The 19,107-nt window shown below is 61.9% G+C and carries 30 protein-coding genes and 1 pseudogene; 13 read left to right on the top strand and 18 right to left on the bottom strand.

What is annotated here, in order from left to right; translation table 11 throughout:
* Positions 1 to 79: 79 nt before the first annotated feature.
* Positions 80 to 229 carry a hypothetical protein gene (locus AKG11_RS35500; RefSeq protein WP_226923758.1) on the bottom strand — a complete coding sequence of 50 codons (150 nt, stop codon included), beginning with the start codon at positions 227 to 229 and terminating at the stop codon, positions 80 to 82.
* On the opposite strand from AKG11_RS35500, the gene AKG11_RS35885 reads away from it, so the two are divergent.
* Positions 185 to 307, top strand: coding sequence for an HIT family protein (locus AKG11_RS35885; RefSeq protein ID WP_226923756.1), 123 nt, complete (start codon positions 185 to 187; stop codon positions 305 to 307). The genes AKG11_RS35500 and AKG11_RS35885 overlap by 45 nt on opposite strands.
* Before the next feature lie 12 nt (positions 308 to 319).
* On the opposite strand, the gene AKG11_RS29265 is transcribed toward AKG11_RS35885, so the two are convergent.
* On the bottom strand, positions 320 to 838 hold the full coding sequence (locus AKG11_RS29265; RefSeq protein WP_050746477.1) for a DUF6428 family protein: 519 nt from the start codon (positions 836 to 838) through the stop codon (positions 320 to 322).
* A 43-nt stretch (positions 839 to 881) separates the two neighbouring features.
* On the opposite strand from AKG11_RS29265, the gene AKG11_RS29260 reads away from it, so the two are divergent.
* Together AKG11_RS29260 and arsK are read left to right on the top strand one after the other, a co-directional pair.
* The gene (locus AKG11_RS29260; protein WP_050746476.1) at positions 882 to 1,250 is read left to right on the top strand and encodes an ArsR/SmtB family transcription factor; all 369 of its coding nucleotides are present in this window, start codon (positions 882 to 884) and stop codon (positions 1,248 to 1,250) included.
* The gene (gene arsK / locus AKG11_RS29255; protein WP_088016577.1) at positions 1,216 to 2,460 is read left to right on the top strand and encodes an arsenite efflux MFS transporter ArsK; all 1,245 of its coding nucleotides are present in this window, start codon (positions 1,216 to 1,218) and stop codon (positions 2,458 to 2,460) included. The genes AKG11_RS29260 and arsK overlap by 35 nt, the downstream gene beginning before the upstream one ends.
* On the opposite strand, the gene arsH is transcribed toward arsK, so the two are convergent.
* The 6 genes from arsH to AKG11_RS29225 are packed head-to-tail and all read right to left on the bottom strand — an operon-like array spanning position 2,452 to position 5,971.
* Entirely contained in the window at positions 2,452 to 3,162 is a 711-nt protein-coding gene (arsH, locus tag AKG11_RS29250; RefSeq protein WP_278026467.1) for an arsenical resistance protein ArsH, read from the bottom strand. The genes arsK and arsH overlap by 9 nt on opposite strands.
* Positions 3,155 to 3,577 carry an arsenate reductase (glutaredoxin) gene (gene arsC, locus AKG11_RS29245; protein ID WP_050746474.1) on the bottom strand — a complete coding sequence of 141 codons (423 nt, stop codon included), beginning with the start codon at positions 3,575 to 3,577 and terminating at the stop codon, positions 3,155 to 3,157. The genes arsH and arsC overlap by 8 nt, the downstream gene beginning before the upstream one ends.
* Positions 3,578 to 3,579: 2 nt before the next feature.
* Positions 3,580 to 4,638 carry an ACR3 family arsenite efflux transporter gene (gene arsB / locus AKG11_RS29240; RefSeq protein ID WP_050746473.1) on the bottom strand — a complete coding sequence of 353 codons (1,059 nt, stop codon included), beginning with the start codon at positions 4,636 to 4,638 and terminating at the stop codon, positions 3,580 to 3,582.
* Positions 4,638 to 5,165: an arsenate reductase ArsC gene (locus AKG11_RS29235; RefSeq protein WP_050746472.1), complete on the bottom strand. Its 528-nt coding sequence runs from the start codon at positions 5,163 to 5,165 to the stop codon at positions 4,638 to 4,640. Before AKG11_RS29235 ends, arsB begins: the two co-directional genes overlap by 1 nt.
* A gap of 15 nt (positions 5,166 to 5,180) precedes the next feature.
* Positions 5,181 to 5,621: an arsenic resistance N-acetyltransferase ArsN2 gene (arsN2, locus tag AKG11_RS29230; RefSeq protein ID WP_050746471.1), complete on the bottom strand. Its 441-nt coding sequence runs from the start codon at positions 5,619 to 5,621 to the stop codon at positions 5,181 to 5,183.
* Complete coding sequence (locus AKG11_RS29225) at positions 5,618 to 5,971, bottom strand: ArsR/SmtB family transcription factor (protein ID WP_050746470.1); 354 nt, start codon at positions 5,969 to 5,971, stop codon at positions 5,618 to 5,620. Before AKG11_RS29225 ends, arsN2 begins: the two co-directional genes overlap by 4 nt.
* Positions 5,972 to 5,973: 2 nt before the next feature.
* Here AKG11_RS29225 and AKG11_RS35725 point away from each other — a divergent pair, with 2 nt between their 5' ends.
* The 4 genes from AKG11_RS35725 (at position 5,974) to AKG11_RS29210 (ending at position 9,476) form a co-directional block, all read left to right on the top strand.
* Positions 5,974 to 6,150: a PepSY domain-containing protein gene (locus tag AKG11_RS35725; protein ID WP_082342786.1), complete on the top strand. Its 177-nt coding sequence runs from the start codon at positions 5,974 to 5,976 to the stop codon at positions 6,148 to 6,150.
* On the top strand, positions 6,147 to 6,701 hold the full coding sequence (locus AKG11_RS29220) for a cytochrome b/b6 domain-containing protein (protein ID WP_082342772.1): 555 nt from the start codon (positions 6,147 to 6,149) through the stop codon (positions 6,699 to 6,701). The genes AKG11_RS35725 and AKG11_RS29220 overlap by 4 nt, the downstream gene beginning before the upstream one ends.
* Before the next feature lie 97 nt (positions 6,702 to 6,798).
* Positions 6,799 to 7,494, top strand: a complete 696-nt coding sequence (locus tag AKG11_RS29215; RefSeq protein WP_050746469.1) for a VIT1/CCC1 transporter family protein — start codon at positions 6,799 to 6,801, stop codon at positions 7,492 to 7,494.
* A gap of 2 nt (positions 7,495 to 7,496) precedes the next feature.
* A complete protein-coding gene (locus AKG11_RS29210; protein ID WP_082342770.1) occupies positions 7,497 to 9,476 on the top strand; it encodes a heavy metal translocating P-type ATPase in 1,980 nt (659 codons plus the stop codon).
* Positions 9,477 to 9,497: 21 nt separating this feature from the next.
* Here the strand turns inward: AKG11_RS29210 and AKG11_RS29205 are convergent, their stop codons facing one another.
* On the bottom strand, positions 9,498 to 10,223 hold the full coding sequence (locus AKG11_RS29205; RefSeq protein ID WP_050746467.1) for a universal stress protein: 726 nt from the start codon (positions 10,221 to 10,223) through the stop codon (positions 9,498 to 9,500).
* A 344-nt stretch (positions 10,224 to 10,567) separates the two neighbouring features.
* On the opposite strand from AKG11_RS29205, the gene AKG11_RS33895 reads away from it, so the two are divergent.
* Positions 10,568 to 10,810 carry a hypothetical protein gene (locus tag AKG11_RS33895; RefSeq protein ID WP_082342768.1) on the top strand — a complete coding sequence of 81 codons (243 nt, stop codon included), beginning with the start codon at positions 10,568 to 10,570 and terminating at the stop codon, positions 10,808 to 10,810.
* A gap of 247 nt (positions 10,811 to 11,057) precedes the next feature.
* Here the strand turns inward: AKG11_RS33895 and AKG11_RS35880 are convergent.
* The 7 genes and pseudogenes from AKG11_RS35880 to blh all read right to left on the bottom strand — a co-directional run.
* Positions 11,058 to 11,343: pseudogene (locus tag AKG11_RS35880) on the bottom strand (SOS response-associated peptidase family protein); the annotation flags it as partial.
* Positions 11,344 to 11,471: 128 nt separating this feature from the next.
* On the bottom strand, positions 11,472 to 12,221 hold the full coding sequence (locus AKG11_RS29200; protein ID WP_082342766.1) for a sulfite exporter TauE/SafE family protein: 750 nt from the start codon (positions 12,219 to 12,221) through the stop codon (positions 11,472 to 11,474).
* A gap of 203 nt (positions 12,222 to 12,424) precedes the next feature.
* On the bottom strand, positions 12,425 to 13,204 hold the full coding sequence (locus tag AKG11_RS29195) for a sulfite exporter TauE/SafE family protein (RefSeq protein WP_197284035.1): 780 nt from the start codon (positions 13,202 to 13,204) through the stop codon (positions 12,425 to 12,427).
* The gene (locus tag AKG11_RS29190; protein ID WP_050746464.1) at positions 13,201 to 13,632 is read right to left on the bottom strand and encodes a YeeE/YedE family protein; all 432 of its coding nucleotides are present in this window, start codon (positions 13,630 to 13,632) and stop codon (positions 13,201 to 13,203) included. The genes AKG11_RS29195 and AKG11_RS29190 overlap by 4 nt, the downstream gene beginning before the upstream one ends.
* Positions 13,629 to 14,039: a YeeE/YedE family protein gene (locus AKG11_RS29185; protein WP_050746463.1), complete on the bottom strand. Its 411-nt coding sequence runs from the start codon at positions 14,037 to 14,039 to the stop codon at positions 13,629 to 13,631. The genes AKG11_RS29190 and AKG11_RS29185 overlap by 4 nt, the downstream gene beginning before the upstream one ends.
* The gene (bigR, locus tag AKG11_RS29180; RefSeq protein WP_088016576.1) at positions 14,036 to 14,383 is read right to left on the bottom strand and encodes a sulfite-sensing transcriptional repressor BigR; all 348 of its coding nucleotides are present in this window, start codon (positions 14,381 to 14,383) and stop codon (positions 14,036 to 14,038) included. The genes AKG11_RS29185 and bigR overlap by 4 nt, the downstream gene beginning before the upstream one ends.
* The gene (gene blh, locus AKG11_RS29175; protein WP_050746461.1) at positions 14,374 to 15,672 is read right to left on the bottom strand and encodes a bifunctional sulfur transferase/dioxygenase Blh; all 1,299 of its coding nucleotides are present in this window, start codon (positions 15,670 to 15,672) and stop codon (positions 14,374 to 14,376) included. The genes bigR and blh overlap by 10 nt, the downstream gene beginning before the upstream one ends.
* A gap of 338 nt (positions 15,673 to 16,010) precedes the next feature.
* Here blh and AKG11_RS29170 point away from each other — a divergent pair, with 338 nt between their 5' ends.
* Positions 16,011 to 16,409 (top strand): hypothetical protein, encoded by a 399-nt coding sequence (locus tag AKG11_RS29170; RefSeq protein WP_050746460.1) that lies wholly within the window; start codon positions 16,011 to 16,013, stop codon positions 16,407 to 16,409.
* 44 nt (positions 16,410 to 16,453) lie between these two features.
* On the opposite strand, the gene AKG11_RS29165 is transcribed toward AKG11_RS29170, so the two are convergent.
* Together AKG11_RS29165 and AKG11_RS29160 are read right to left on the bottom strand one after the other, a co-directional pair.
* On the bottom strand, positions 16,454 to 16,918 hold the full coding sequence (locus AKG11_RS29165; RefSeq protein WP_156334156.1) for a hypothetical protein: 465 nt from the start codon (positions 16,916 to 16,918) through the stop codon (positions 16,454 to 16,456).
* Positions 16,919 to 17,004: 86 nt separating this feature from the next.
* Positions 17,005 to 17,268 carry a helix-turn-helix domain-containing protein gene (locus AKG11_RS29160; RefSeq protein WP_050746458.1) on the bottom strand — a complete coding sequence of 88 codons (264 nt, stop codon included), beginning with the start codon at positions 17,266 to 17,268 and terminating at the stop codon, positions 17,005 to 17,007.
* Between the two features lie 52 nt (positions 17,269 to 17,320).
* Here AKG11_RS29160 and AKG11_RS29155 point away from each other — a divergent pair, with 52 nt between their 5' ends.
* From AKG11_RS29155 to AKG11_RS29140, 4 genes are all read left to right on the top strand, one after another.
* The gene (locus AKG11_RS29155) at positions 17,321 to 17,830 is read left to right on the top strand and encodes a hypothetical protein (RefSeq protein ID WP_050746457.1); all 510 of its coding nucleotides are present in this window, start codon (positions 17,321 to 17,323) and stop codon (positions 17,828 to 17,830) included.
* A 33-nt stretch (positions 17,831 to 17,863) separates the two neighbouring features.
* Entirely contained in the window at positions 17,864 to 18,193 is a 330-nt protein-coding gene (locus AKG11_RS29150) for a single-stranded DNA-binding protein (RefSeq protein ID WP_050746456.1), read from the top strand.
* 156 nt (positions 18,194 to 18,349) lie between these two features.
* Complete coding sequence (locus AKG11_RS29145) at positions 18,350 to 18,640, top strand: type II toxin-antitoxin system RelE/ParE family toxin (protein WP_197284034.1); 291 nt, start codon at positions 18,350 to 18,352, stop codon at positions 18,638 to 18,640.
* The gene (locus tag AKG11_RS29140) at positions 18,637 to 18,930 is read left to right on the top strand and encodes a helix-turn-helix domain-containing protein (protein ID WP_050746454.1); all 294 of its coding nucleotides are present in this window, start codon (positions 18,637 to 18,639) and stop codon (positions 18,928 to 18,930) included. The genes AKG11_RS29145 and AKG11_RS29140 overlap by 4 nt, the downstream gene beginning before the upstream one ends.
* The last annotated feature ends 177 nt before the right edge of the window (positions 18,931 to 19,107 follow it).

Raw genomic sequence — 19,107 nt, 5'->3', positions numbered from 1 at the left:
TGGAAGTGGAGCACCGCTCGCAATACATGATGCTGAAGCCCACCTTGCCGAAGCCGTCCGCGATGATCATTCCGTTCCGTCATGTCGAGACTCCATTCGAGTTCAGCTGGGAAGAATGGTCCTCGGTGTAGTGCTCGTTGAGGCGAAACGCCGGCTTGATCAGTTCCAGCCCGTCGGCTTTACGATCGGATGGAATGTCGGAGCCACCGGCGGCCAGCACATCTTCCATGCCCATATGCATGTGGTGTGTCGCTACGAAAGAGACGCCAAGGCTGGTCTCGGCATCCGCGACTTTCTGCGATCCTAGAAGGCGCGACCGTCAGGCGCAGCACTTTGAGCCGCCCGTTGCCGGCGCGCAGCAAGAGTTCGTTGCGGTCGCCTGCTCCGCCAGCCATCGGTCGCGCGGCTTGCAGCTCGACGGCCGCGCCGCCAGCGCCACCTCTAACCTGCCGTCTGCCAAGCGCGGCGACGATGCGCAATAGAGCGCCATCGGCCGCTTCCCATCGCTGACCTCAAAGGTGAGCTTGGCCGCCGGATCGAGCCGAACGTGATCAGAAACCTTGCGGATGATCGCGGAGAACTTTCCTGCAGGCATGTGGCTCCTGCCGTCCTCGTAGATATCCCAGAGCTGGACGAACATCTCCGACCAGGCTTCCGGATTGGCACCGCAGTCGAGCGCCGAGAATGCACCCGCCTTGACCTCGGTGACATGATAGCCTGCCTTCACCGGCTGACCATCGTAGAGAAACACCAGCGACGCCTCGGGCGCAGCCGCAAGGCCGTCAAGAAGCTGGCCAAGCGTGATATCGGACGAAACAGCCTTGTCGATCGCATTCATGTGCGATACTCCTATTGTTCAATGATTCAAGGATTATTGAAATATGAATGAGTGTCAAGCCCTCACATCATTCGCGGCCCTGTCGCAGGAAACCCGCCTCGCCATCGTCCGCACGCTGGTCGTCGCCGGACCGGATGGGTTGGCCGCCGGGCTGATCGCCGAGCGCATGGGCGTCTCGCCCTCAAATGTGTCGTTCCATCTGAAAGAGCTGGAGCGATCGGGCCTTATCGCGCAGCGGCGAGAATCTCGCTCGATCGTCTATAGCGCCAGCTACGATGCGCTGGCCGATCTCGTAAAATTCCTGATGGAGGACTGCTGCGCTGGCCATCCGATGGTCCGAGAGGGTGTCGAGCGATCCGATGGCTGCTGCAAGACGGATGTTGCCCGGAGCGAGGGCGACGTCATTGCGTGATCGGAAGGTACCTGTCGGCATTGTTGCCGCACTCGGCCTGACCCAGATCATCGGCTACGGCACCCTCTACTACAGCTTCAGCATCCTGGCGCCTGGCATGGCCGCGGATCTCGGCATCACCGTCGCGCAGGTTTTTGCGGTCTTCTCGACCTCGCTGTTCGTTGGCGGCCTGTCAGCGCCCTATATCGGCCGGCAGATGGATCGCATCGGCGCCGCGACGGTCATGGCGATCGGCTCGGCATTGTCCGCACTGACCTTGATCTTGTGCGCCTGGTCGCCATCGGTGGCAGTCTTCGCGCTGGCCATCGTCCTGTTGGAGATATCGTCCGGCATGGTCCAGTACCAAGCCGCTTTCGCGGCACTGGTCGAGGCCGATCCCCGGTCAGCGTCACGCAGCATCACTTATCTCACCCTGATCGCGGGATTTGCCTCGACGATCTTCTGGCCGATTGCCACGGCGCTGCTCGGCTATCTCTCGTGGCGGGAAATCTACCTCGTCTATGCCGTGCTCAATCTTGCTGTCTGTATGCCGTTCCATGTCTGGATCATGCGGAAGGGAAAGGTAGCGGCAGCCGGCGGGCAAAGACCTATGCGCGAGCCTGTCGTCGGAGCTGTTCCGCGCGAGCGTCGGCGCGGTACGGTGGTCGTCGTGTCGGCTGCATTCGCGCTGCTGAGCTTCACCCTTGGCGCGATGCTGGCGCATATGGTGCCGATGCTCGGGTCGCTTGGCTTCGGAAGTGCCGCCGTCGGCATCGGCTCCCTGTTCGGTCCGGCGCAGGTTCTTAGCCGCCTGATCAACATGATCTTTGGAACGCGCCTCGCGCCGCCGGGCCTCGCGGTTCTCTCCGCAGTCTTCATGGTGCTGAGCGTCGTTATTCTGGCGCTGTCCGGCAACTGGCTCCCCGGCGCGGTCGCCTTCTCGATCTGCCTCGGCCTCGGATCGGGCATCAACAGCATCGCGCAGGGAAGCTTACCGCTCTACCTGTTCGGCTCGGATGGCTATGGTGCGCTCACCGGCAAGATGGCCGCCTCGCGGCTGGCTGCCGGCGCAGCAGCGCCGTTTGCCTTCGCGGCGACGATGGAGCAGTTCGGCATAGGCGCATCGCTCGTCCTGAGCGCCGCGCTTGGCTCGATCGGTATTGCGGCGTTTGTCGCGGTAGCGATGGCGACGAAGCGGAGCCTCGTCACCTCGCCAAGCCCGTCAAATTGACCGCAGCGATACCCGCTTCTCAAGCTCGGCCGCCTGTTCCTTGCGCTCGCTGTAGCGGTCGGTGAGATAGGCCGAAGCATCGCGCGTGAGAATGGTGAACTTCACCAGTTCTTCGCAGACGTCCACGACCCGGTCGTAATAGGACGAGGGCTTCATCCGGCCGTCGGCGTCGAATTCCTGATAGGCCTTGGCGACGGAGGACTGGTTGGGGATGGTGATCATCCGCATCCAGCGGCCGAGAATGCGCATCTGGTTCACTGCATTGAAGGACTGGCTACCGCCCGACACCTCCATAACGGCAAGCGTTTTGCCCTGCGTCGGCCGGACCGATCCGACCGAGAGCGGAATCCAGTCGATCTGGGACTTCATTATCCCGGTCATCGCGCCGTGGCGTTCCGGGCTCACCCAGACCTGCCCTTCCGACCATTGCGAAAGATCGCGCAATTCTTGCACCTTCGGATGGCTCGCCGGCGCTTCGTCAGGGAGCGGCAGGCCCTTCGGGTCAAAGATACGAACCTCGCATCCAAGGCGTTCGAGCAGCCGGCGGACCTCGAATGCGAGCAGGCGGCTATACGACACCTCACGCAGCGAGCCGTAGAGGATCAGGATGCGCGGCTTATGCGTTGAGAACGCCGGACGCAGGGCATCGAGATCTGTCGAATATAGGTGATCGCCCTGCAGTGCTGGGAAAGTGTCAGGCAATGCGCTTTCCTTCCTGGTCGAGGATCTGTTCACCGTCCTCCTTGAAGAACGGTCCCCTGAAGGTGTCGGGCAGGATGTCGAGCACCGCCTCGGACGGACGGGCGAGCCGGGTGCCGAGCGGTGTCACGACGAAGGGGCGATTGATCAGGATCGGCGTTGCGATCATCGCGTCGAGCAACTGCTCGTCAGTCAGGTCTGGGTTGTCCAGACCGAGTTCGGCATAAGGCGTGCCTTTCTCGCGAATGGCTTCCCGAACGTTCAAGCCAGCGTCCGCGATCATCGTCGCAAGCTGCTCGCGCGTCGGCGGGTGCTGCAAATACTCGATGACAACAGGTTTGATCCCGGCAGCGCGGATCAGCGCCAGCGTGTTGCGGGACGTCCCGCAGGCGGGGTTGTGATAGATGGTCGCGTCCATGGTCAGTGCCTTTCGGTGGCGGTGGTTCTGGAAACAGCGGGGGCGGCCTCGTACCAATCTTTCGAGCGGTTCACGATCCACACGACCGAGAGCATGACCGGAACCTCGATGAGAACGCCAACGACGGTGGCGAGTGCTGCGCCGGACTGGAAGCCGAACAGGCTGATGGCTGCGGCAACTGCAAGCTCGAAGAAATTGCTGGCGCCGATCAGGGCTGACGGGCCGGCAATGCAATGCCGCTCACCGGTCATCCGGTTGAGTAGATAAGCCAGCCCGGAGTTCAGATAGACTTGGATCAGGATCGGCACGGCGAGCAAGCCGATGACGGCTGGCTGGGCGATGATCTGTTCACCCTGAAAGGCGAAGAGCAGAACCAGCGTCGCAAGTAGCGCCACCAGTGAGATCGGCTGCAACCTTGCCAGCACGCCATCCAGTGCCCGGGCCTTACCGCCAACCGTGAGGCGGCGGCGGATGACCTGCGCGATAATGACGGGCACGACGATATAGAGGGCGACGGAAAGAACGAGCGTATCCCAAGGCACGGTGATCGCGGAGAGGCCGAGCAGCAAGCCAACGATCGGAGCAAATGCGACGACCATGATGGCATCGTTCAACGCGACCTGAGACAGCGTGAACAATGGCTCCCCGCGCGTCAGGTTGCTCCAGACGAACACCATAGCGGTGCAGGGAGCCGCGGCGAGAATGATCAGTCCGGCGATATAGGAGTCGATCTGGTCGGCAGGCAGGTATGGGCGGAACAGCCAACCGATGAACAGCCAACCGAGGACGGCCATGGAGAACGGCTTGACGGCCCAGTTGATGAACAAGGTCACGCCGATACCGCGCCAGTAGGTGCCGACCTGCGCCAGAGACCGGAAATCGATCTTAAGCAGCATCGGAATGATCATCAGCCAGATCAGGATCGCGACGGGAATGTTCACCTTGGCGACCTCGGCCGCGCCGATGATCTGAAAGAGACCGGGCATGAGATGGCCGAGGGCGACACCGGCGATGATGCACAGGAACACCCAGATGGTCAGATAACGCTCGAACGTGGACATCAGGCGGACTTTCCTTGCGGCGACGTCGAACCTTCCATCGCACCGATCTGGCGAAGCTTGGTCTCAAGCGCCATGTGATCGAAGGATGCCAGCGGCAGGCTGACGAACGCCGCGATCCGGTTCTTGAGGAAACGCGCGGCCTGAGCGAAGGCGCGCTGGATCTCGATGTCCGAGCCAGCGACGGCGGCGGGGTCTTCGACACCCCAATGGGCGGTCATCGGATGGCCGATCCAGACCGGGCAGGCTTCGCCGGCGGCGCTGTCGCAGACGGTGAAGATGAAATCCATCTGCGGCGCGCCGGGCTCCGCGAACACATCCCAGCTCTTCGACGAGAAGCCCGTCGATGGATAGCCCAGCGCTTCCAGCTCCTTCAGGGCATGCGGATTGACTTCGCCCTTCGGCTGGCTGCCGGCGGAGAAGGCTTTGAATCGTCCGCCGCCCTCCTTGTTGAGAATGGATTCGGCGAGAATAGAACGAGCGGAATTGCCCGTGCAGAGGAACAGCACGTTGTAGGTCTTGTCGGTCATGGTCGTGGTCCGTGGTTAGGCCGGCGGCCGGGTGAGCCTCATGATGGTCGCCGACGATGGGCAGATGGAGGAAAGCTGACGGGTCGCCAACACGGCTGCGGGAACGCTGTCCCGCTGGAATTCAGAAAATCCGATGCGCGTGAAGAACGGCGCTGCACTCGTCGTGGCAAGGAAGACGTCGCCGGCCTGATCGAGACCCGCCACCGCCCGCTCGACCAAAACGCTTCCCAGTCCTTGCCCCCGATGATCGGGAAGCACGACGACCGAACGGAGGAGAAAATCGTCGCCGCAGCGCTCAACACCGATGAAACCGACAGCCCTGCCGTCCGATGACTGCGCCCTGAAGAAGGTGCGACCATGATCCTCGATGTCGTCGGTGGGCAGATGCGCTTCCGTCAAGGCTGCCTTGAGGCCAGCGTCGTTGCCCTCAATCTGCTCCAACCTGATCGCGCTCATAACACCTTCGCCTCCGGGGCGCAGCACGGCGTCAACTCGGCGATGAGCGGAGCGCAAAGCTCCGTCGATCCGCCGCAGCAGTCTTTGAGGAGGAACAGCGTCAGCTCGCGCAAGCCATTGAGGTCGGCCCGGTAGATGATCGATCTGCTCTGCCGCTCGCTCGTCACCAAGCCTGCCCGCGAAAGCGTTGCGAGATGCGCCGACATGGTGTTTTGCGGTACATCGATAAGGCGGGCGAGTTCGCCGGCCGGGATGCCATCGGGTTCGTGCCGCACCAGAAGCCGGAAGGTCTCCAGTCGCGTGGTCTGTGCCAAGGCGCCGAGCGCTGCGATTGCTGTGATATTATCCATATATCCAGAATATCGGATATGTTTTCGATGTCAAGACGAATCCGGGCCTCGACGTCCGGCGGATAAAGGTCGAGAACGGCTGCTACGAGGTCTATGCGATCGATGCCAAGGGCGCCAAGGTCGAGACGATCTTCAATCCGCAGACCGGTGAACCGGTCGGCTCGGAAGGAGCGGAATGATGGCGCCACTCTCCCGAACCAGCGGGGCGGGGGAAAGCGTCAAGGTGTGGGACCCGCTCGTGCGGGTCTTTCACTGGTCGCTTGTCTGCCTCTTCGTTTTTTCCTTCGTTACCGGCGACGAATGGAAGAAGGCTCATATCCTCTCCGGCTATGCCATCGCAGGGCTGATCGCCCTGCGCCTGGTCTGGGGGCTGCTCGGGCCGCATCACGCCCGCTTCGCCAACTTCCTCTATTCTCCTCCGACGATCCTAGCGTTCCTCCGTGACAGCCTCGCCTTCCGCGCCAAGCGGTATCTCGGCCACAATCCGGCGGGGGGCGCGATGGTCGTCCTGCTGCTCGTTGCGGTGTCCGGTATCGTGACCACCGGCTACATGATGACCACGGATGCCTATTGGGGTGTCGGCTGCGTGGAGGATACGCATAAGCTCCTGGTCTATTCGACCATCGGGCTGATTGCCCTGCACATCGCCGGCGTCGTCTTCGCCAGCGTCGAGCACCGGGAAAACCTCGTGCGCGCCATGGTGACGGGAAGGAAGCGCCGCGAAGGTTGATGTGCGGCTGTCTATATGGCATGTATTTAGAATTATTCTAAATACATGCCTGACGTCATAATGCAACCACAGTAGATCTGCTGAAATCGGAGATGTTATGCGCGCCGTTCACAAGGAAAGCCACCTCATCGAACGTATCGGCTGGCTCCGCGCGGCGGTGCTGGGCGCCAATGACGGGCTGATCTCGACGTCGAGCCTCATCGTCGGTGTCGCGGCGGCGACCGCGGCATCGCAGGAAATCCTCGTCGCCGGTGTCGCCGGTTTGGTGGCCGGCGCGATGTCGATGGCGGCGGGGGAATATGTCTCCGTCAGCTCGCAAGCCGATACGGAACAGGCCGACATGGCGCGCGAGCGCCACGAGCTGGCCACCCAGCCGGAGGCGGAGCTGGCCGAGCTTACCGCGATCTACGAGCAGCGTGGCGTCTCACCGGATCTTGCCCGCCAGGTTGCCGAACAAATGATGGTGAAGGACGCCTTCGAAGCCCATGCACGGGACGAACTCGGCCTGTCGAGCCAAGTAATGGCGCGGCCTGTCCAGGCGGCGCTGACATCGGCGGTGACCTTCGCGACGGGCGCGGCCCTGCCGCTGGCGGTCGCCCTGCTGGCGCCGTCGGGAACGGTCGTCTGGGCTGTGTCCGTTGCCTGTCTCATCGGGCTTGCCGTCCTCGGCGCGATCGGCGCGCGTGCCGGTGGTGCTGGCATCTGGAAGCCGACCGTCCGGGTCGTCTTCTGGGGCGCGGTCGCCATGGCGTCGACCGCAGCCATCGGCGCGCTTGTCGGCCGGGCGGTCTGATCATGAAACGCCTGTCGTTCGATACGCCCACGGTGATGTCGCTGCTGACGGTGCTGGGCATGGTCCTCGCCACGGCTGGAACCTGGCCGCCGGCCGAGGGGCTTGCCGTCCTGCGCTGGCCGGGGCTGGCGCTCGTCTATCTCGCCGGCGGACTGCCGGCGACGGGGAGCGCGCTTCTGGCCCTGTGGCGGCAGCATGTCCTCGATATCGACCTCCTGATGGTGGTTGCCGCGGTTGCCGCGGCCGTCGTCGGAGCGCCGTTCGAAGGTGCGGTGCTACTGACGCTGTTCAGCGTGTCGACAACGCTCGAGCATCAGGCGCTCGGCCGCGCGCGCCGCGCCGTCGAGGCGCTAATGGCGCTTCGTCCCGAAACGGCGTTCCGCAGGCAGGCCGATGGCTCGGTGCTGGAGGTTCCCGCAGCGGAGCTTGCCGTCGGGGATGTCGTGATCCTGCGGCCCGGCGCCCGCGTGCCGGCCGATGGCGTCATCCTGCTGGGACGTGGTGGCATCGACGAGGCCAATATCACCGGCGAATCCATGCCCGTTTCCAAGGAGCCGGGCCAGCAGGTGTTCGAGGCCACCGTCAATCTGGACGGCATTCTGGAGGTGGAGGTCGCAAGAACGATCGGCGATAGCACGATCGCCCGCATGATCCGGCTGGTCACGGAGGCCCAGGAGGCCAAGGCCCCCTCCGAGCGTTTCAGCGCCTGGTTCGGACAGCGTTATACCGTCGCGGTTCTCCTCGGCGCCGCTCTCGCCTTCGCCGTTTTCTATGGGGTCGGGCGCGATTGGGAGCAGGCGCTTTATCGGGCCGCGACGCTGCTGGTCGCCGCCAGCCCCTGCGCGATCGTCATATCGGTACCGGCGGCGATCCTGTCGGCGCTTTCGGCGGCCGCGCGCGGCGGCGTTCTGTTCAAGGGCGGCGGCGCGCTCGAAACGCTGGCCGCCGTCAATATCTTCGCCTTCGACAAGACCGGCACCCTCACCAACGGCCGGGCGGCCGTGACGCGGATCGTCGCGCTGGACGCGGACGAATGCGGCTTCCTGTCGTTGCTCGCCGGGCTCGAAGCCCATTCCGAGCATCATGTCGCGGCGGCCATCCGCCGGGAGGCGGCTGCACGTGGCATCGCGCCGGCGCATGTCGTGGATGTCAGCGCGCGCCCAAGCGCAGGGATCGTCGGGTCGGATGCGCTTGGTGTCCTCTGGGCCGGCAATCTTCATCTCGTTCGGGACATGGGGGCGTCGGTTGATCACGCCCGGCTTCGGGAACTGACCGACAGCGCCGAGACCGTCGTCTATCTGGGACGAGGACCGGCTGTCCTCGGCGCCGTCGGAGTGGCGGACGAGGCGAGGGCGAGCTCGGCCCCGGCGCTCGCCGCGCTGCGGGCCGGCGGCGTGCGCCGCATCGTCATGATGACCGGAGACCGCCGGCCGGTGGCCCTGCGGATTGGCGGGCAGCTCGGCCTTGCTCCCGACGAGATCCACGCCGAAATGCTGCCGCAAGACAAGGTGCGCCATGTGGGGGACCTGGCGAGCGGCGGCACGGTGGCCTTCGTCGGCGACGGCGTCAATGACGCGGCCGCTCTTGCCCGCGCCGATGTCGGCATCGCCATGGGCGCGGCCGGCTCGGATGTCGCCCTTCAGGCCGCCGATGTCGCCCTATTGTCGGAAGACATGAAGAAGCTGGCCGATGCGCAGCGTCTGGCACGACGGACCGCCGCGATCATCCGGCAGAACCTCGTCGTCGCGATCGGCGCCATGCTGGTGCTGGTAACGGGCGGGTTGTTCTTCGATCTGCCGCTGCCGCTGGCGGTGGTCGGACATGAAGGCGGGACCGTGCTCGTGGTCCTCAACGGCTTGCGGCTGTTGTCGGATCCGATCCGGCGGCCAGTGGACAGGGCCGCATCCGTCCGTGCGCTGGAGGACGGGTTGGCGACGTCGCCACCGGTTGCGGCCACGTCGCCGGCCGACACGCCGGTATAGGCGCCGGCCGCGTTCTGCGGATCAACAGGACAGGAAGCGGGTGCGCGTGTTCTCTTCGAGAAGCAGACCCGTGATTCCGCCGAACACCCATTCCCGCAGGCGGCTGTGACCATAGGCGCCGGTGACGACGATATCGGCGTCGCTTTCGTCGACGAATTGCAGAAAGCCGATCGTTTCGTCGGCGCTTTTGATCATCTGCGGCCTGGCTTTTACATTGTGCCGGGCGAGATAGGAAACGATATCGGCGAGGCTCTGCCTCTCGGCCGGTGCGGGCTCCGGGGAAACGGAAACGACGGCGACGTCATAGGCGACCGATAGCAGGGGAAGTGCATCGGCAATCGCGCGGCGGGCCTCACGGGTGTCCTTCCAGCCGATGACGATCTTTCTTGTCGCAATCGCGTCCCGGTCCCTCCCGACCACCAGCAGCGGCCGGCCGGCGCGCAGGACGATGGCCGCCGGGTCCGCGCGCTCTTCGGCCGCCATCAATACGAGATCTGCGATACGGGCGGCGGCCACGACCGCCTCGGTCGGCGCCATTGTTTCGCCGCGCCATTCCGCCTCGATCCTGTTTGCCGCCAGATGGAGGAACGCGGCGCGGGCCTCCTCCATGCGCTCTGCGAGCGTTTCGGCGGCGCAAAGCCCGACGAGCCGCGCGCCCGAGCGGGATGCCAAATCGATGGCGGCCTCCGTTATCGGCTCGAACGGCCGGTCGATATCGAGATTGACGAGAATGGATCGATAAACCACGCGTAGATTCCTTCCGGTCCAGGTAAGCGGTCGGAAGCATAGCGCCGATAGCGCGGTAGATATTGATCCTGGTCAAGTATCGCGTAGGGCCTGCCAAAGGGCCGGGTCAGCCGCCCCGTTCCGCCTCCGGAGGCCTTACCTCGGATTGCGAGCATGCGCTCCACGTTCGCCGAGAGGATCGGGGGCAGGAACGGCCGCAGAAGTTCCAGCCGGGCGACGATTGCACCGTGAGCGGGTCCAGCAATTTCCCCGACGCCCCGGTGAAGACGGACACGTTTTAACGGGCCATTGCAAAGATTTTGGGCGCTCCTATCTCTTGCTAGAGATCGTTGGAGACACCCGCGATGAAGACCATCCCTATCGAAACTCTCATTTCCGACGCGGCTGAAATTATGTTGCCGCGGCGGTGCGCCAAGGCAACCCGACCGGCTGTGGCCTGTATCTGCTGCGGAAACGCTGATCGGGCAATGGACGACGACGGGTGCGGCATCTGCGATGCTTGCCTCGATGCGCCGCTGCAGGCGATTTGTAATCTGGAAGGATTTGATTTGCCGGAAGTCTTTCCTCATTTATCGCGGCGACGGTAGCCGTCGCGCGTTCGCAACCATACGGTTCGGAAGGGCGCTCTCCGAATGGGTCGAGCGCCCTTCGGCATTACTGGAAGGTGCGCCCGGCGGATCATGCGGGTCGCCGCGAGCGTTCCATCTGATTACCTCTCGCCTATCATTTCGATACCGCCGCGAAGCTCCACCACGAATATGTCCGGCGGCTCGGTGTCTTCGACGCGGACCTCGCGGGCGGGATAGGCATGGCTAAGCGGGAAGGACAGGCACATCAGCCGACGTGCTGCACGGACAGGGCACGGGCGGAAGCGGCCTGATCAGCGATTTTGCGGAGACGGAAGGGTCGAGCCAGTCCGCCCAGGTGTTTCGCTCAAGGATCACGATTTGCCGATCGTGGTAGGGAGCGATATCGGGGCCGGGCGGCATGGTGAAGGCCTCACCGACCTAATCGGTGGCCCGCCAGATGCCGACAATAGCAAAGATCAGCTCCGCGATCTTGCGAAATAGCCACTAATCCTTGCGTTTTTTTTGCCTTTCTCGGCCGGTTCGGTGAACTCAGTTATGCGGACCCCCTTTGTTTTTCCCGCGGCGTTTTTGGCGAGGTCCGCCTTGCGAAGCCTTCAATTCTACCTCAGCGCGGCGGGCCTCGATAGCAAACCATCGCAATTTTGGCGCCCGCGAGCCACTAATGCCGCCACACCTTCACTGCGGAGATCAGCAAGATGATCGCTAGGGCTGGCAGCAGTACCGCGTTCGGAACGATCCCGAGAAGCAAGCCGCCGACAAAGGTGCCGACAATCGAACCGGCAGCCATGATCAAGAGAAAGGCCTTGTTGCGGCTGATAACAGAGAAGCTCCGATCACGGCTATAGCGAGTGAACCCGACCAGCATGGTTGGCAGGCTTATGGCAAGCGAAAGGCTGCCACCGAGCTTGATGTCCGCTCCAAAGAGGAGAACCAGTGTCGGGATCAGTAGTTCGCCGCCCGCTACTCCCAGCAGTGATGCGACGATGCCTATGATGAAGCCGGCGAAAACACCCGCGATGAGCTGGCTGACGCCGGTCAACATCGGTTGGCCGGCTGTCGCGTCGTGCCCGAACACCAGGACGATCGCGATTGCCACGAGCATGATGGCGATAACCTTGTAGAGCGTCTCCGACCGCAGCTTTGTCGCCCAGCCTGCGCCGAACCAGGCGCCGATCAGGCTTCCGGCGAGAAGATTGAGGACGATCGGCCAATTGTCGGCGACGGCGCTGAACGGAACGGTTCCTGCCCGAAAAGGAAGCGCGGTCGCAACGACCACGAGGCTCATCGCTTTGTTGAGGATGACAGCCTCAAGCGCTGCAAAGTTGAAGAGCCCGATCAGGATTGGGAGGCGGAACTCCGCGCCGCCGAGCCCGATGAGTCCTCCAAGAGCGCCAATAATCGCGCCAATTGTGAATTAGCCCCGAAAGGCTCTCGTGTCGCCCCCCAATTTGAACGGACAGTTGGCATAAGCAGAAAGGCATAGCGTCTGAACGCTGCAACCTGCGTATGTCGGAGCGTTGGACCCAAGGTAGCACCTTGTCTGTAGCGCCCATTATTCCCGGCGTCGTGAGTGGAACGCCACGCACAGAGGCACCGTGGCGGACATTGTGATCAAGCCATCGTCGGCCCCCAGCTTCGGTAGAAGATGTAGCCAGCGACGACGAAGATGAGCGCCGCGAACAGACGGTTGAGTGTGTTCTTGTAGCCACTCAGTCGAGTTGCCAGCCTCATTCCGAGGATGCCGCCTGCGATGCCTCCACCGATGAACTCCGTTGCAAGCCACCAGTCCACCAGCCCGGATGCCGCATAGTTCAGCGCGGTCGCCAGTCCGAAGGCGCCGACGGACAGAAGCGACGTGCCGATCGCATTGATCATCGGCATGCCGGTTGCCAGCATCAGACCTGGCACAATCAGGAACCCCCCGCCGATCCCGAAGAAGCCTGACGCCGCTCCGGCGGCCAGCGCCACGGCTGCTGTGACAAAGCACATCTTAAGGTCGATCGGCCGGCTTTCGACCGACGGCGGCTTCCTGGGCTTAAGCATCAGGGCGCCGACGACGACCATCAGAATGCCGAACAGGAGAATCAGTCGGTCTCCGTCCATCGCCTTTCCGAGGCTGGAGCCTGCTAGCGCGCCGAGGACGCCGAGCGCTGCAAACACCGCGGCGCACCGCCACCAGACGTGTCCCTTGATTGCGTGGCTCGTAAAGTTCGCGAAAGCGTTGACCGAAACTGCAAGCGCACCGGTTCCAATCGCGACATGAGGCTGCGCGACTCCGACGACGTAGAGGAGGAGCGGGGTCGCCAGGATCGAGCCGCCGCCGCCGAGAAGGCCGAGCATGAAGCCGACGATCCCGCCGGAGCCGACAGCCGCTAGAACGGAACCAATCATGTTCTTCTGCTCCACGCTCTGTCGTAGACTGCCATACCGATTAACATGGCGGCGACGAACAACACCGTTTGTGGGATGCCAACCGATAGGGAGGCGACTGCAGGGCCGGGACAGAAGCCGCCGATCCCCCAGCCAATTCCGAACAAGGCCGATCCGATGAGCAGCGGCGCGTCGATCTTCCGGGTCGTGGGCACATGGAAACTGTCGTCGAAGGTGGGATGGCGCATCTTCTTCATCACCTGAACGCCGATGAAGGCGACAGCGACGGCGCCGCCGAGGACGAAGGCAAGACTTGGATCCCAGTTGCCGAAGACGTCAAGGAAGCCTCGGACGCGAACCGGATTGAGCATGCCCGAAAGCGACAGGCCGAAGCCGAAGACGATGCCGGATAAGAGGGCGGCGCCGAACTGATAGATGGTCCTGTTCATAGTCCGAAACCTCGTAGAATGGCGACCGCGACCACGCCCGCGGACAGGAATGTGGCAACGGCCACCATCGATCGCGGCGACAGGCGGGCAAGCCCGAGCACGCCGTGTCCGCTGGTGCAGCCGGATCCCATCCGCGAGCCGAAGCCGACCAGCAGTCCGGCCACGATGATCAGCGGCCAGGCTGTGATGATCTCAACAGTCGGCCAGCCACCAATGACCAGCAGGTAGACGAGCGGCCCGAGCAGGAGGCCAAGAACGAACGCAAGATTGGTGGTCAGGCCGACGCCTTGAGCCAGACGCCCGACAATGCCGCTGATGCCGGCAATCCGGCCGTTCAAGAGCAGGAGCATGACCGCGGAGGCGCCGATCAACATGCCGCCGCTCAGCGACTGGAAATAGATGCTCATGTCTCTTCCTTTACGCAGAAGATGTCATAGAGGGCGGAGACCAGCTGTGCGGCTTTCTCCTCGGTCAGGCGGTAGAAGATCTGCTTTCCCTCCCGCCGGGTTTCGACGATGCCAGAGCTCCGCAGCACGGTCAGATGCTGCGAAAGATGCGGCTGATGGACGTCAAGCTTTTCCTCGAGTTCGCCGACCGAGAACTCGCCCTCGACCAGCGTGCATACGATCATCAGACGCGCCTGGTGGGACAACGTCTTCAGAAGATCGGCGACGGCTCCGGCTCGGCCCGCCATCTCGGCGGGAGAGAGCCGCGCCTTCATCATTTTCTCTGAGTCGGTGCTCATTCCCATGCGGCTCCCTGCAATGCGTCGAGCGGAAACTTCAGGTAGCGCTTGCCGTTCGCTTCCGGCTCCGGCAGTCGCCCACCGCGGATGTTCACCTGCAGGGCATGCAGGATGAGCTTCGGCATGGGCAGCGTCTTGTCACGCTTCGTCCGGAGCGTCACGAACTGTTCTTCTGTCACGCCAGCAAGATGCTCGTTGAATTTCTTCTGCTCGGCCACGGTGCTTTCCCAGCGCGGAGCACGGCCGTCCGGCTGGTAGTCGTGTCCGGTGAAGATGCGTGTCTCGTCCGGGAGAGCGAGGATATCCTGAATCGACTTCCATAGGATGCGGACATCACCGCCGGGGAAGTCGGCGCGCGCCGTGCCGCTGTCGGGCATAAACAGCGTGTCATGAACGAAGGCCGCGTCGCCGACCACATAGGTGATCGAGGCAAGTGTATGCCCTGGCGAGAACATCACCTTGGTGTCGATGGAGCCGACCTTGAACGTCTCACCATGTGCGAAAAGCCGGTCCCATTGCGAGCCGTCGATCGCTAGCTCAGGCCAGTTGTAGATCTCCTTCCAGAGCTTCTGAACATCGACAACGCGTTCGCCGATCGCGGTTCTGCCACCGGTCTTCTCCTTCAAATACTGGGCCGCGGAGAAATGGTCGGCATGTGGGTGGGTATCGAGGATCCACTCCACCGTCAGGCCATTCTCCCGGACATAGTCGAGGATCGCGTCGGCGTTTATGGTGCCAGTGGCTCCGGCCTTCTCGTCGAAATCGAGCACTGGATCGATGATGGCGCACTTGCCCGTCGCTGGATCGGACACAACATACTGGACGCTCCAGGTGCGCCTGTCGAAGAAGCCCATCACCTTCGGGCGACGCGTTGCGTTCTGCTCGAGCCATGCCGCAGCTGCACTAGTGTCGAAGCCGTTGGCTCGTCCGAATTCGACGACGTCCTCAGCAGCCATCCGGCCGTCGAGGACCTCCCCGATCAGGTACAGGCTGAGAGATCTCGTGCCGGACTTGCAGTGTGCGAAAACCGGTCCGCCGGAGTCGTCGAGCGCCTTCTGGAACGACCGCACGTCCGCTTCGGTGATCGTGCCGAGCGTGACAGGAACGAAAGAGTAGGACAGGCCGCAATGCTCGCCCGCCTGTTTTTCGGCGTCCGTTCCCGGCTGGAGAGCGTCTTCGGCGTCCGGTCGGTTGTTGATCAGCGTCGTGAACCCCAAGCTGCGCAGGGACCGAATGACGTCGACGCTCGGCTGCGGCGAGACCGATAGCTTCTCAGAAATCTTGATGGCAGACATGCCTGACTCCATGTTTCGATACATTATACAATATAATATAATATATAATGAAGAAATTACAACGGGGTTCGATGACCAGATTGTCGCAGCGGGTTGTCGAGAATGTGCACCGGCCTACACCTGACGGCGTTGTGAGTTGCTCCGACTACTATGAGGCCTGCAGCACGCTGAAAATGCTGTCATTGTTTCGCGAGCGATATAAGCCGCGGTTCCATAATAGAACTTATGCGATATGTTATAACGTATCAATTTGATCGTTTAGGCACCTGCGTGAATTGATCCGCTACCTCCCTTCGTCTATGTTTTTCGTCGACAAAAGACTTTGAAGGAGATCCGATATGGATGAGGCGAAAAAAGAACTCCCGCGCGCACCGAGGTTCTGGTGGGAAAAAACGCTCTTCGCCCTCGTCTTGCTTCTGCCTTCGACGATTTACGCTTTCGCGACCGCCTTTGATTACATGATAACCCCGTTTGGCACGTCACTGGTCGTTGCAGGCACGGGGATCGTCCTCATTCTGCTGTCGATATTCAGGGATATCGGACCGATCTTCGTCGAAAAGGCCGAGGCCAGGTTCCAGAACCGTTACGCAGCGGACATCTACTCGATCCCGGTGACCTTCGACGCGAAGCCGACACTCGTGCCGGGCTTCTCCCGGCTGAGAGCAACGCGCGCCGACAACAGCCAGACCATCGGCGCCTGGGCGTTAAGGTTCAACCACGGGCGTCAGGTCGCATGAGGCCCAGCCATGGCAGAAGAGCTGAACGCCACAATGGCTGAGACCTATTTTATCGGCTTGCAGATCAGCGGCCGAAGCTCCTGCACGATCACGCCGGCTTTCGGCGAAAGCATCGCACCGATCCAGTTGTCCGAAAATGTTCCGGCCGCATCGGCCGGTGAAAGCCAGATCACCTCGTTTGTATCGAGTTCGATCTTCACCTCACTGCCGATCGGACTGCCGGCGACGGTCTGCACATAGTGGCGCTTGATCGGATGGGTCTTTCCCTGCGGATCGATCCACTGGTTCTCGCGATAAGCCACCGCGATCTTGCCCGCCTCCCCGCTCGATGCGCAATCGGTCGCCCGCTCGCATCGAATGACCGTCGAAAACGCGCAGGACCAGGTGAAGCTGCTAAGCCACATTGGATTGTCTGCAGCCGACGCCGTGGACGCCGCCAGGAGCAGCGCTGATATCACCGGGTACTTCAAGATGTTGATCCCCTTTTGTCCGAATGCCGTGTTCGGCATGAAACACCTAGGGGCGGTAATTAAATATAGTTTACGAAACGCGCAACTGCGTCAGCACGGCGGCGAAGCCGTGCGGACGATCTATGTCAACCGTCGCTGGATTTGACACCCATCATCAGCTCTTGCAGCGGAACCTTCAAATTCGTGCTGATCCTGGTGATGACCTGCAGGGAAGGGTTCGCTGTCGCGTTGAGAATAGCGAAATAAAAGGGACTGGTGATCTCACAGACGCGGGCCATCTCTTTTTTCGTCAGCTCACGCTTCTCCCGCTCGCGCTCCATGACCATCGCCATGTTTCGCAGGATCATCGTGCCAAGATCAGTGTCAGGCTTCTTACGCTTGCTCGCCATCGTCGGATAAACTATAATTTACGAATTAGTATGTTGGATGAGAAGGTTGCCGATGTCTGCCAAAGCCACACCCGTCAACGTCATCGTCGGAATGCTTCTGACGGCCGCCGTGTTTCCCTCCCCGGCTTTCGCAAGCGAGTGGGGTTGCGAAGTCCTGCTGTGCGCTTCGTCGTCCAATCCATCCTGGAGGGGCGTGCCCGCCTGCCATCCGTCGATGAACCGGCTTATCTTCGCGATGAAGAAACCGGGGTTCGATTGGCCGACCTGCCCCGAAGGAGGCACGGGAGCGCCGGGCTACGAGAGGTATGCGGAATGCCCGGAGGGCTATCAGGTCGGAAGCAGCAGGGACCGCAATGGCTTCGCCAGGAACGGCGACTTGTGCGTCAAGACAGTCAACGTTTGCCAGGGCAATACGCACGGTCTCTATAACTCTGATCGGCAGCGAAGCTGCATACAAACGGTCTCCATGTCCCGACCGCTCAGGTCAGAGCCTTACTATTTCGACATCAAGAATGACACCTCTGGCCAAACCGAGCGGCATTGGTTCGAGTTGCACAAATAAACGGTTTCGAGCAGTTAAGGAAGGTTTAAATCCATGCGAACTGTCAACCGTCACACCCTTCTTGGCCATGTCGGCAATATGATACCGCTCAAAAATGTGTTGAAAGTGAACATCGCGACCAATCGCGAATGGATGGCGGATGGGGATCGGAAAAACGCGACCGACTGGGTCCAGGTGACGATCCTCGACAAGAAACAGGCCGAGTGGATCGAAGGCAACGTCGGGCAAGGCGACCTTGTCTATGTCGAATCCCGGATCTCGAATTCCAGCTATGAACGTGACGGGGAGCAGGTCTACACGACCGACGTCATCGCACAGCTCTTCAACCTGGTTTCAAAAAGCCGCGCGCACGATCATTCCTAGATACGTTTGATCGGATGCAGGGCTAATCGTCCACCTCCGGCCGGTGGCCCCTGCCCTACCAGCGATATGCGCCCCTCTTGAAATTCGTTGCGCCGATGTACCAACTATGGTACATCACCGGCAAAGTTCTATCGCTCGGAATCCGGACGTCAGCCCGTGCGGGAATGGTTGCTGGACCTGTCCGAGGAGGATCGCAAGATCATCGGCGACGATATCAGGACGGCCGAATTCGGTTGGCCGATTGGCATGCCCCTCTGCCGCCCAATGAGCGGGACCAATGGGCTTTGGGAAATTCGCACCAATCTACCAGGCGGCCGGATTTCGCGGGTTCTGTTTTGCGTGCATGACGGCCACATGGCCCTGTTGCACGGATTCATCAAAAAGACGCAGAAGACCCCGCAACCCGAATTGAAGCTGGCCGAGCAACGGATGAGAGGTTTGAAATGAATACGGAAATCGAACGCGGTTCTCTCGGCGACTCCTTCGAGGATTTTCTGAAAGAACAAGGCACCTACGAGGAAACGACCGAACACGCCATCAAAAGGGTGCTCGCGTATCAGCTTGAACAGGCGATGAAAGAGCAGAACATCGGCAAGGCCGAGATGGCGAAGCGGCTGCACACCAGTCGATCGCAGCTCGACCGGCTTCTTGACCCCGACTATCAGGGCGTAACTCTTGCCGTGCTGGTCCGCGCTGCCAATGCCGTCGGTCGCAGGCTTCACCTGGAACTCGTCTGATCACTGATACGGACGCGCCCACCCCTTCGCATGGGGGCGGGCTACCGTCGAGCGAGATCCTGCGCTCCTCGTACTGCCCGTTTCCCGATGGAGCAGCTCATTTTCCAGCCGCAGCGCCGTGAGGACGGCGCGGCCGCGGCCGCAGCGAACCGGCCTTGCCGGTGAGCGGAGCAGGCG

The organism is Shinella sp. SUS2 (genome assembly GCF_001262505.1).
Classification (GTDB): domain Bacteria; phylum Pseudomonadota; class Alphaproteobacteria; order Rhizobiales; family Rhizobiaceae; genus Shinella.
Note: the sequence above shows the minus strand (reverse complement) of the source record. Positions and strands in the feature narration are given on the sequence as shown.

Excerpts from the sequence above, each read along its gene's own strand:
- AKG11_RS29140 (WP_050746454.1), top strand. The coding sequence starts at position 18,637 with ATGAATACGGAAATCGAACGCGGTTCTCTCGGCGACTCCTTCGAGGAT.
- AKG11_RS29160 (WP_050746458.1), bottom strand. The coding sequence starts at position 17,268 with ATGGCGAGCAAGCGTAAGAAGCCTGACACTGATCTTGGCACGATGATC.
- AKG11_RS29195 (WP_197284035.1), bottom strand. The coding sequence starts at position 13,204 with ATGATTGGTTCCGTTCTAGCGGCTGTCGGCTCCGGCGGGATCGTCGGC.
- AKG11_RS29260 (WP_050746476.1), top strand. The coding sequence starts at position 882 with ATGAATGAGTGTCAAGCCCTCACATCATTCGCGGCCCTGTCGCAGGAA.
- AKG11_RS29170 (WP_050746460.1), top strand. The coding sequence starts at position 16,011 with ATGGATGAGGCGAAAAAAGAACTCCCGCGCGCACCGAGGTTCTGGTGG.
- AKG11_RS29215 (WP_050746469.1), top strand. The coding sequence starts at position 6,799 with ATGCGCGCCGTTCACAAGGAAAGCCACCTCATCGAACGTATCGGCTGG.
- AKG11_RS29155 (WP_050746457.1), top strand. The coding sequence starts at position 17,321 with ATGTCTGCCAAAGCCACACCCGTCAACGTCATCGTCGGAATGCTTCTG.
- AKG11_RS29150 (WP_050746456.1), top strand. The coding sequence starts at position 17,864 with ATGCGAACTGTCAACCGTCACACCCTTCTTGGCCATGTCGGCAATATG.
- AKG11_RS29210 (WP_082342770.1), top strand. The coding sequence starts at position 7,497 with ATGAAACGCCTGTCGTTCGATACGCCCACGGTGATGTCGCTGCTGACG.
- AKG11_RS29190 (WP_050746464.1), bottom strand. The coding sequence starts at position 13,632 with ATGAACAGGACCATCTATCAGTTCGGCGCCGCCCTCTTATCCGGCATC.
- AKG11_RS29185 (WP_050746463.1), bottom strand. The coding sequence starts at position 14,039 with ATGAGCATCTATTTCCAGTCGCTGAGCGGCGGCATGTTGATCGGCGCC.
- arsB (WP_050746473.1), bottom strand. The coding sequence starts at position 4,638 with ATGTCCACGTTCGAGCGTTATCTGACCATCTGGGTGTTCCTGTGCATC.
- AKG11_RS33895 (WP_082342768.1), top strand. The coding sequence starts at position 10,568 with ATGAAGACCATCCCTATCGAAACTCTCATTTCCGACGCGGCTGAAATT.
- AKG11_RS29165 (WP_156334156.1), bottom strand. The coding sequence starts at position 16,918 with ATGCCGAACACGGCATTCGGACAAAAGGGGATCAACATCTTGAAGTAC.
- AKG11_RS29235 (WP_050746472.1), bottom strand. The coding sequence starts at position 5,165 with ATGACCGACAAGACCTACAACGTGCTGTTCCTCTGCACGGGCAATTCC.
- AKG11_RS29265 (WP_050746477.1), bottom strand. The coding sequence starts at position 838 with ATGAATGCGATCGACAAGGCTGTTTCGTCCGATATCACGCTTGGCCAG.
- AKG11_RS35500 (WP_226923758.1), bottom strand. The coding sequence starts at position 229 with ATGGAAGATGTGCTGGCCGCCGGTGGCTCCGACATTCCATCCGATCGT.
- arsC (WP_050746474.1), bottom strand. The coding sequence starts at position 3,577 with ATGGACGCGACCATCTATCACAACCCCGCCTGCGGGACGTCCCGCAAC.
- arsN2 (WP_050746471.1), bottom strand. The coding sequence starts at position 5,621 with ATGAGCGCGATCAGGTTGGAGCAGATTGAGGGCAACGACGCTGGCCTC.
- blh (WP_050746461.1), bottom strand. The coding sequence starts at position 15,672 with ATGTCTGCCATCAAGATTTCTGAGAAGCTATCGGTCTCGCCGCAGCCG.
- AKG11_RS29220 (WP_082342772.1), top strand. The coding sequence starts at position 6,147 with ATGATGGCGCCACTCTCCCGAACCAGCGGGGCGGGGGAAAGCGTCAAG.
- AKG11_RS29225 (WP_050746470.1), bottom strand. The coding sequence starts at position 5,971 with ATGGATAATATCACAGCAATCGCAGCGCTCGGCGCCTTGGCACAGACC.
- bigR (WP_088016576.1), bottom strand. The coding sequence starts at position 14,383 with ATGGGAATGAGCACCGACTCAGAGAAAATGATGAAGGCGCGGCTCTCT.
- arsK (WP_088016577.1), top strand. The coding sequence starts at position 1,216 with ATGTTGCCCGGAGCGAGGGCGACGTCATTGCGTGATCGGAAGGTACCT.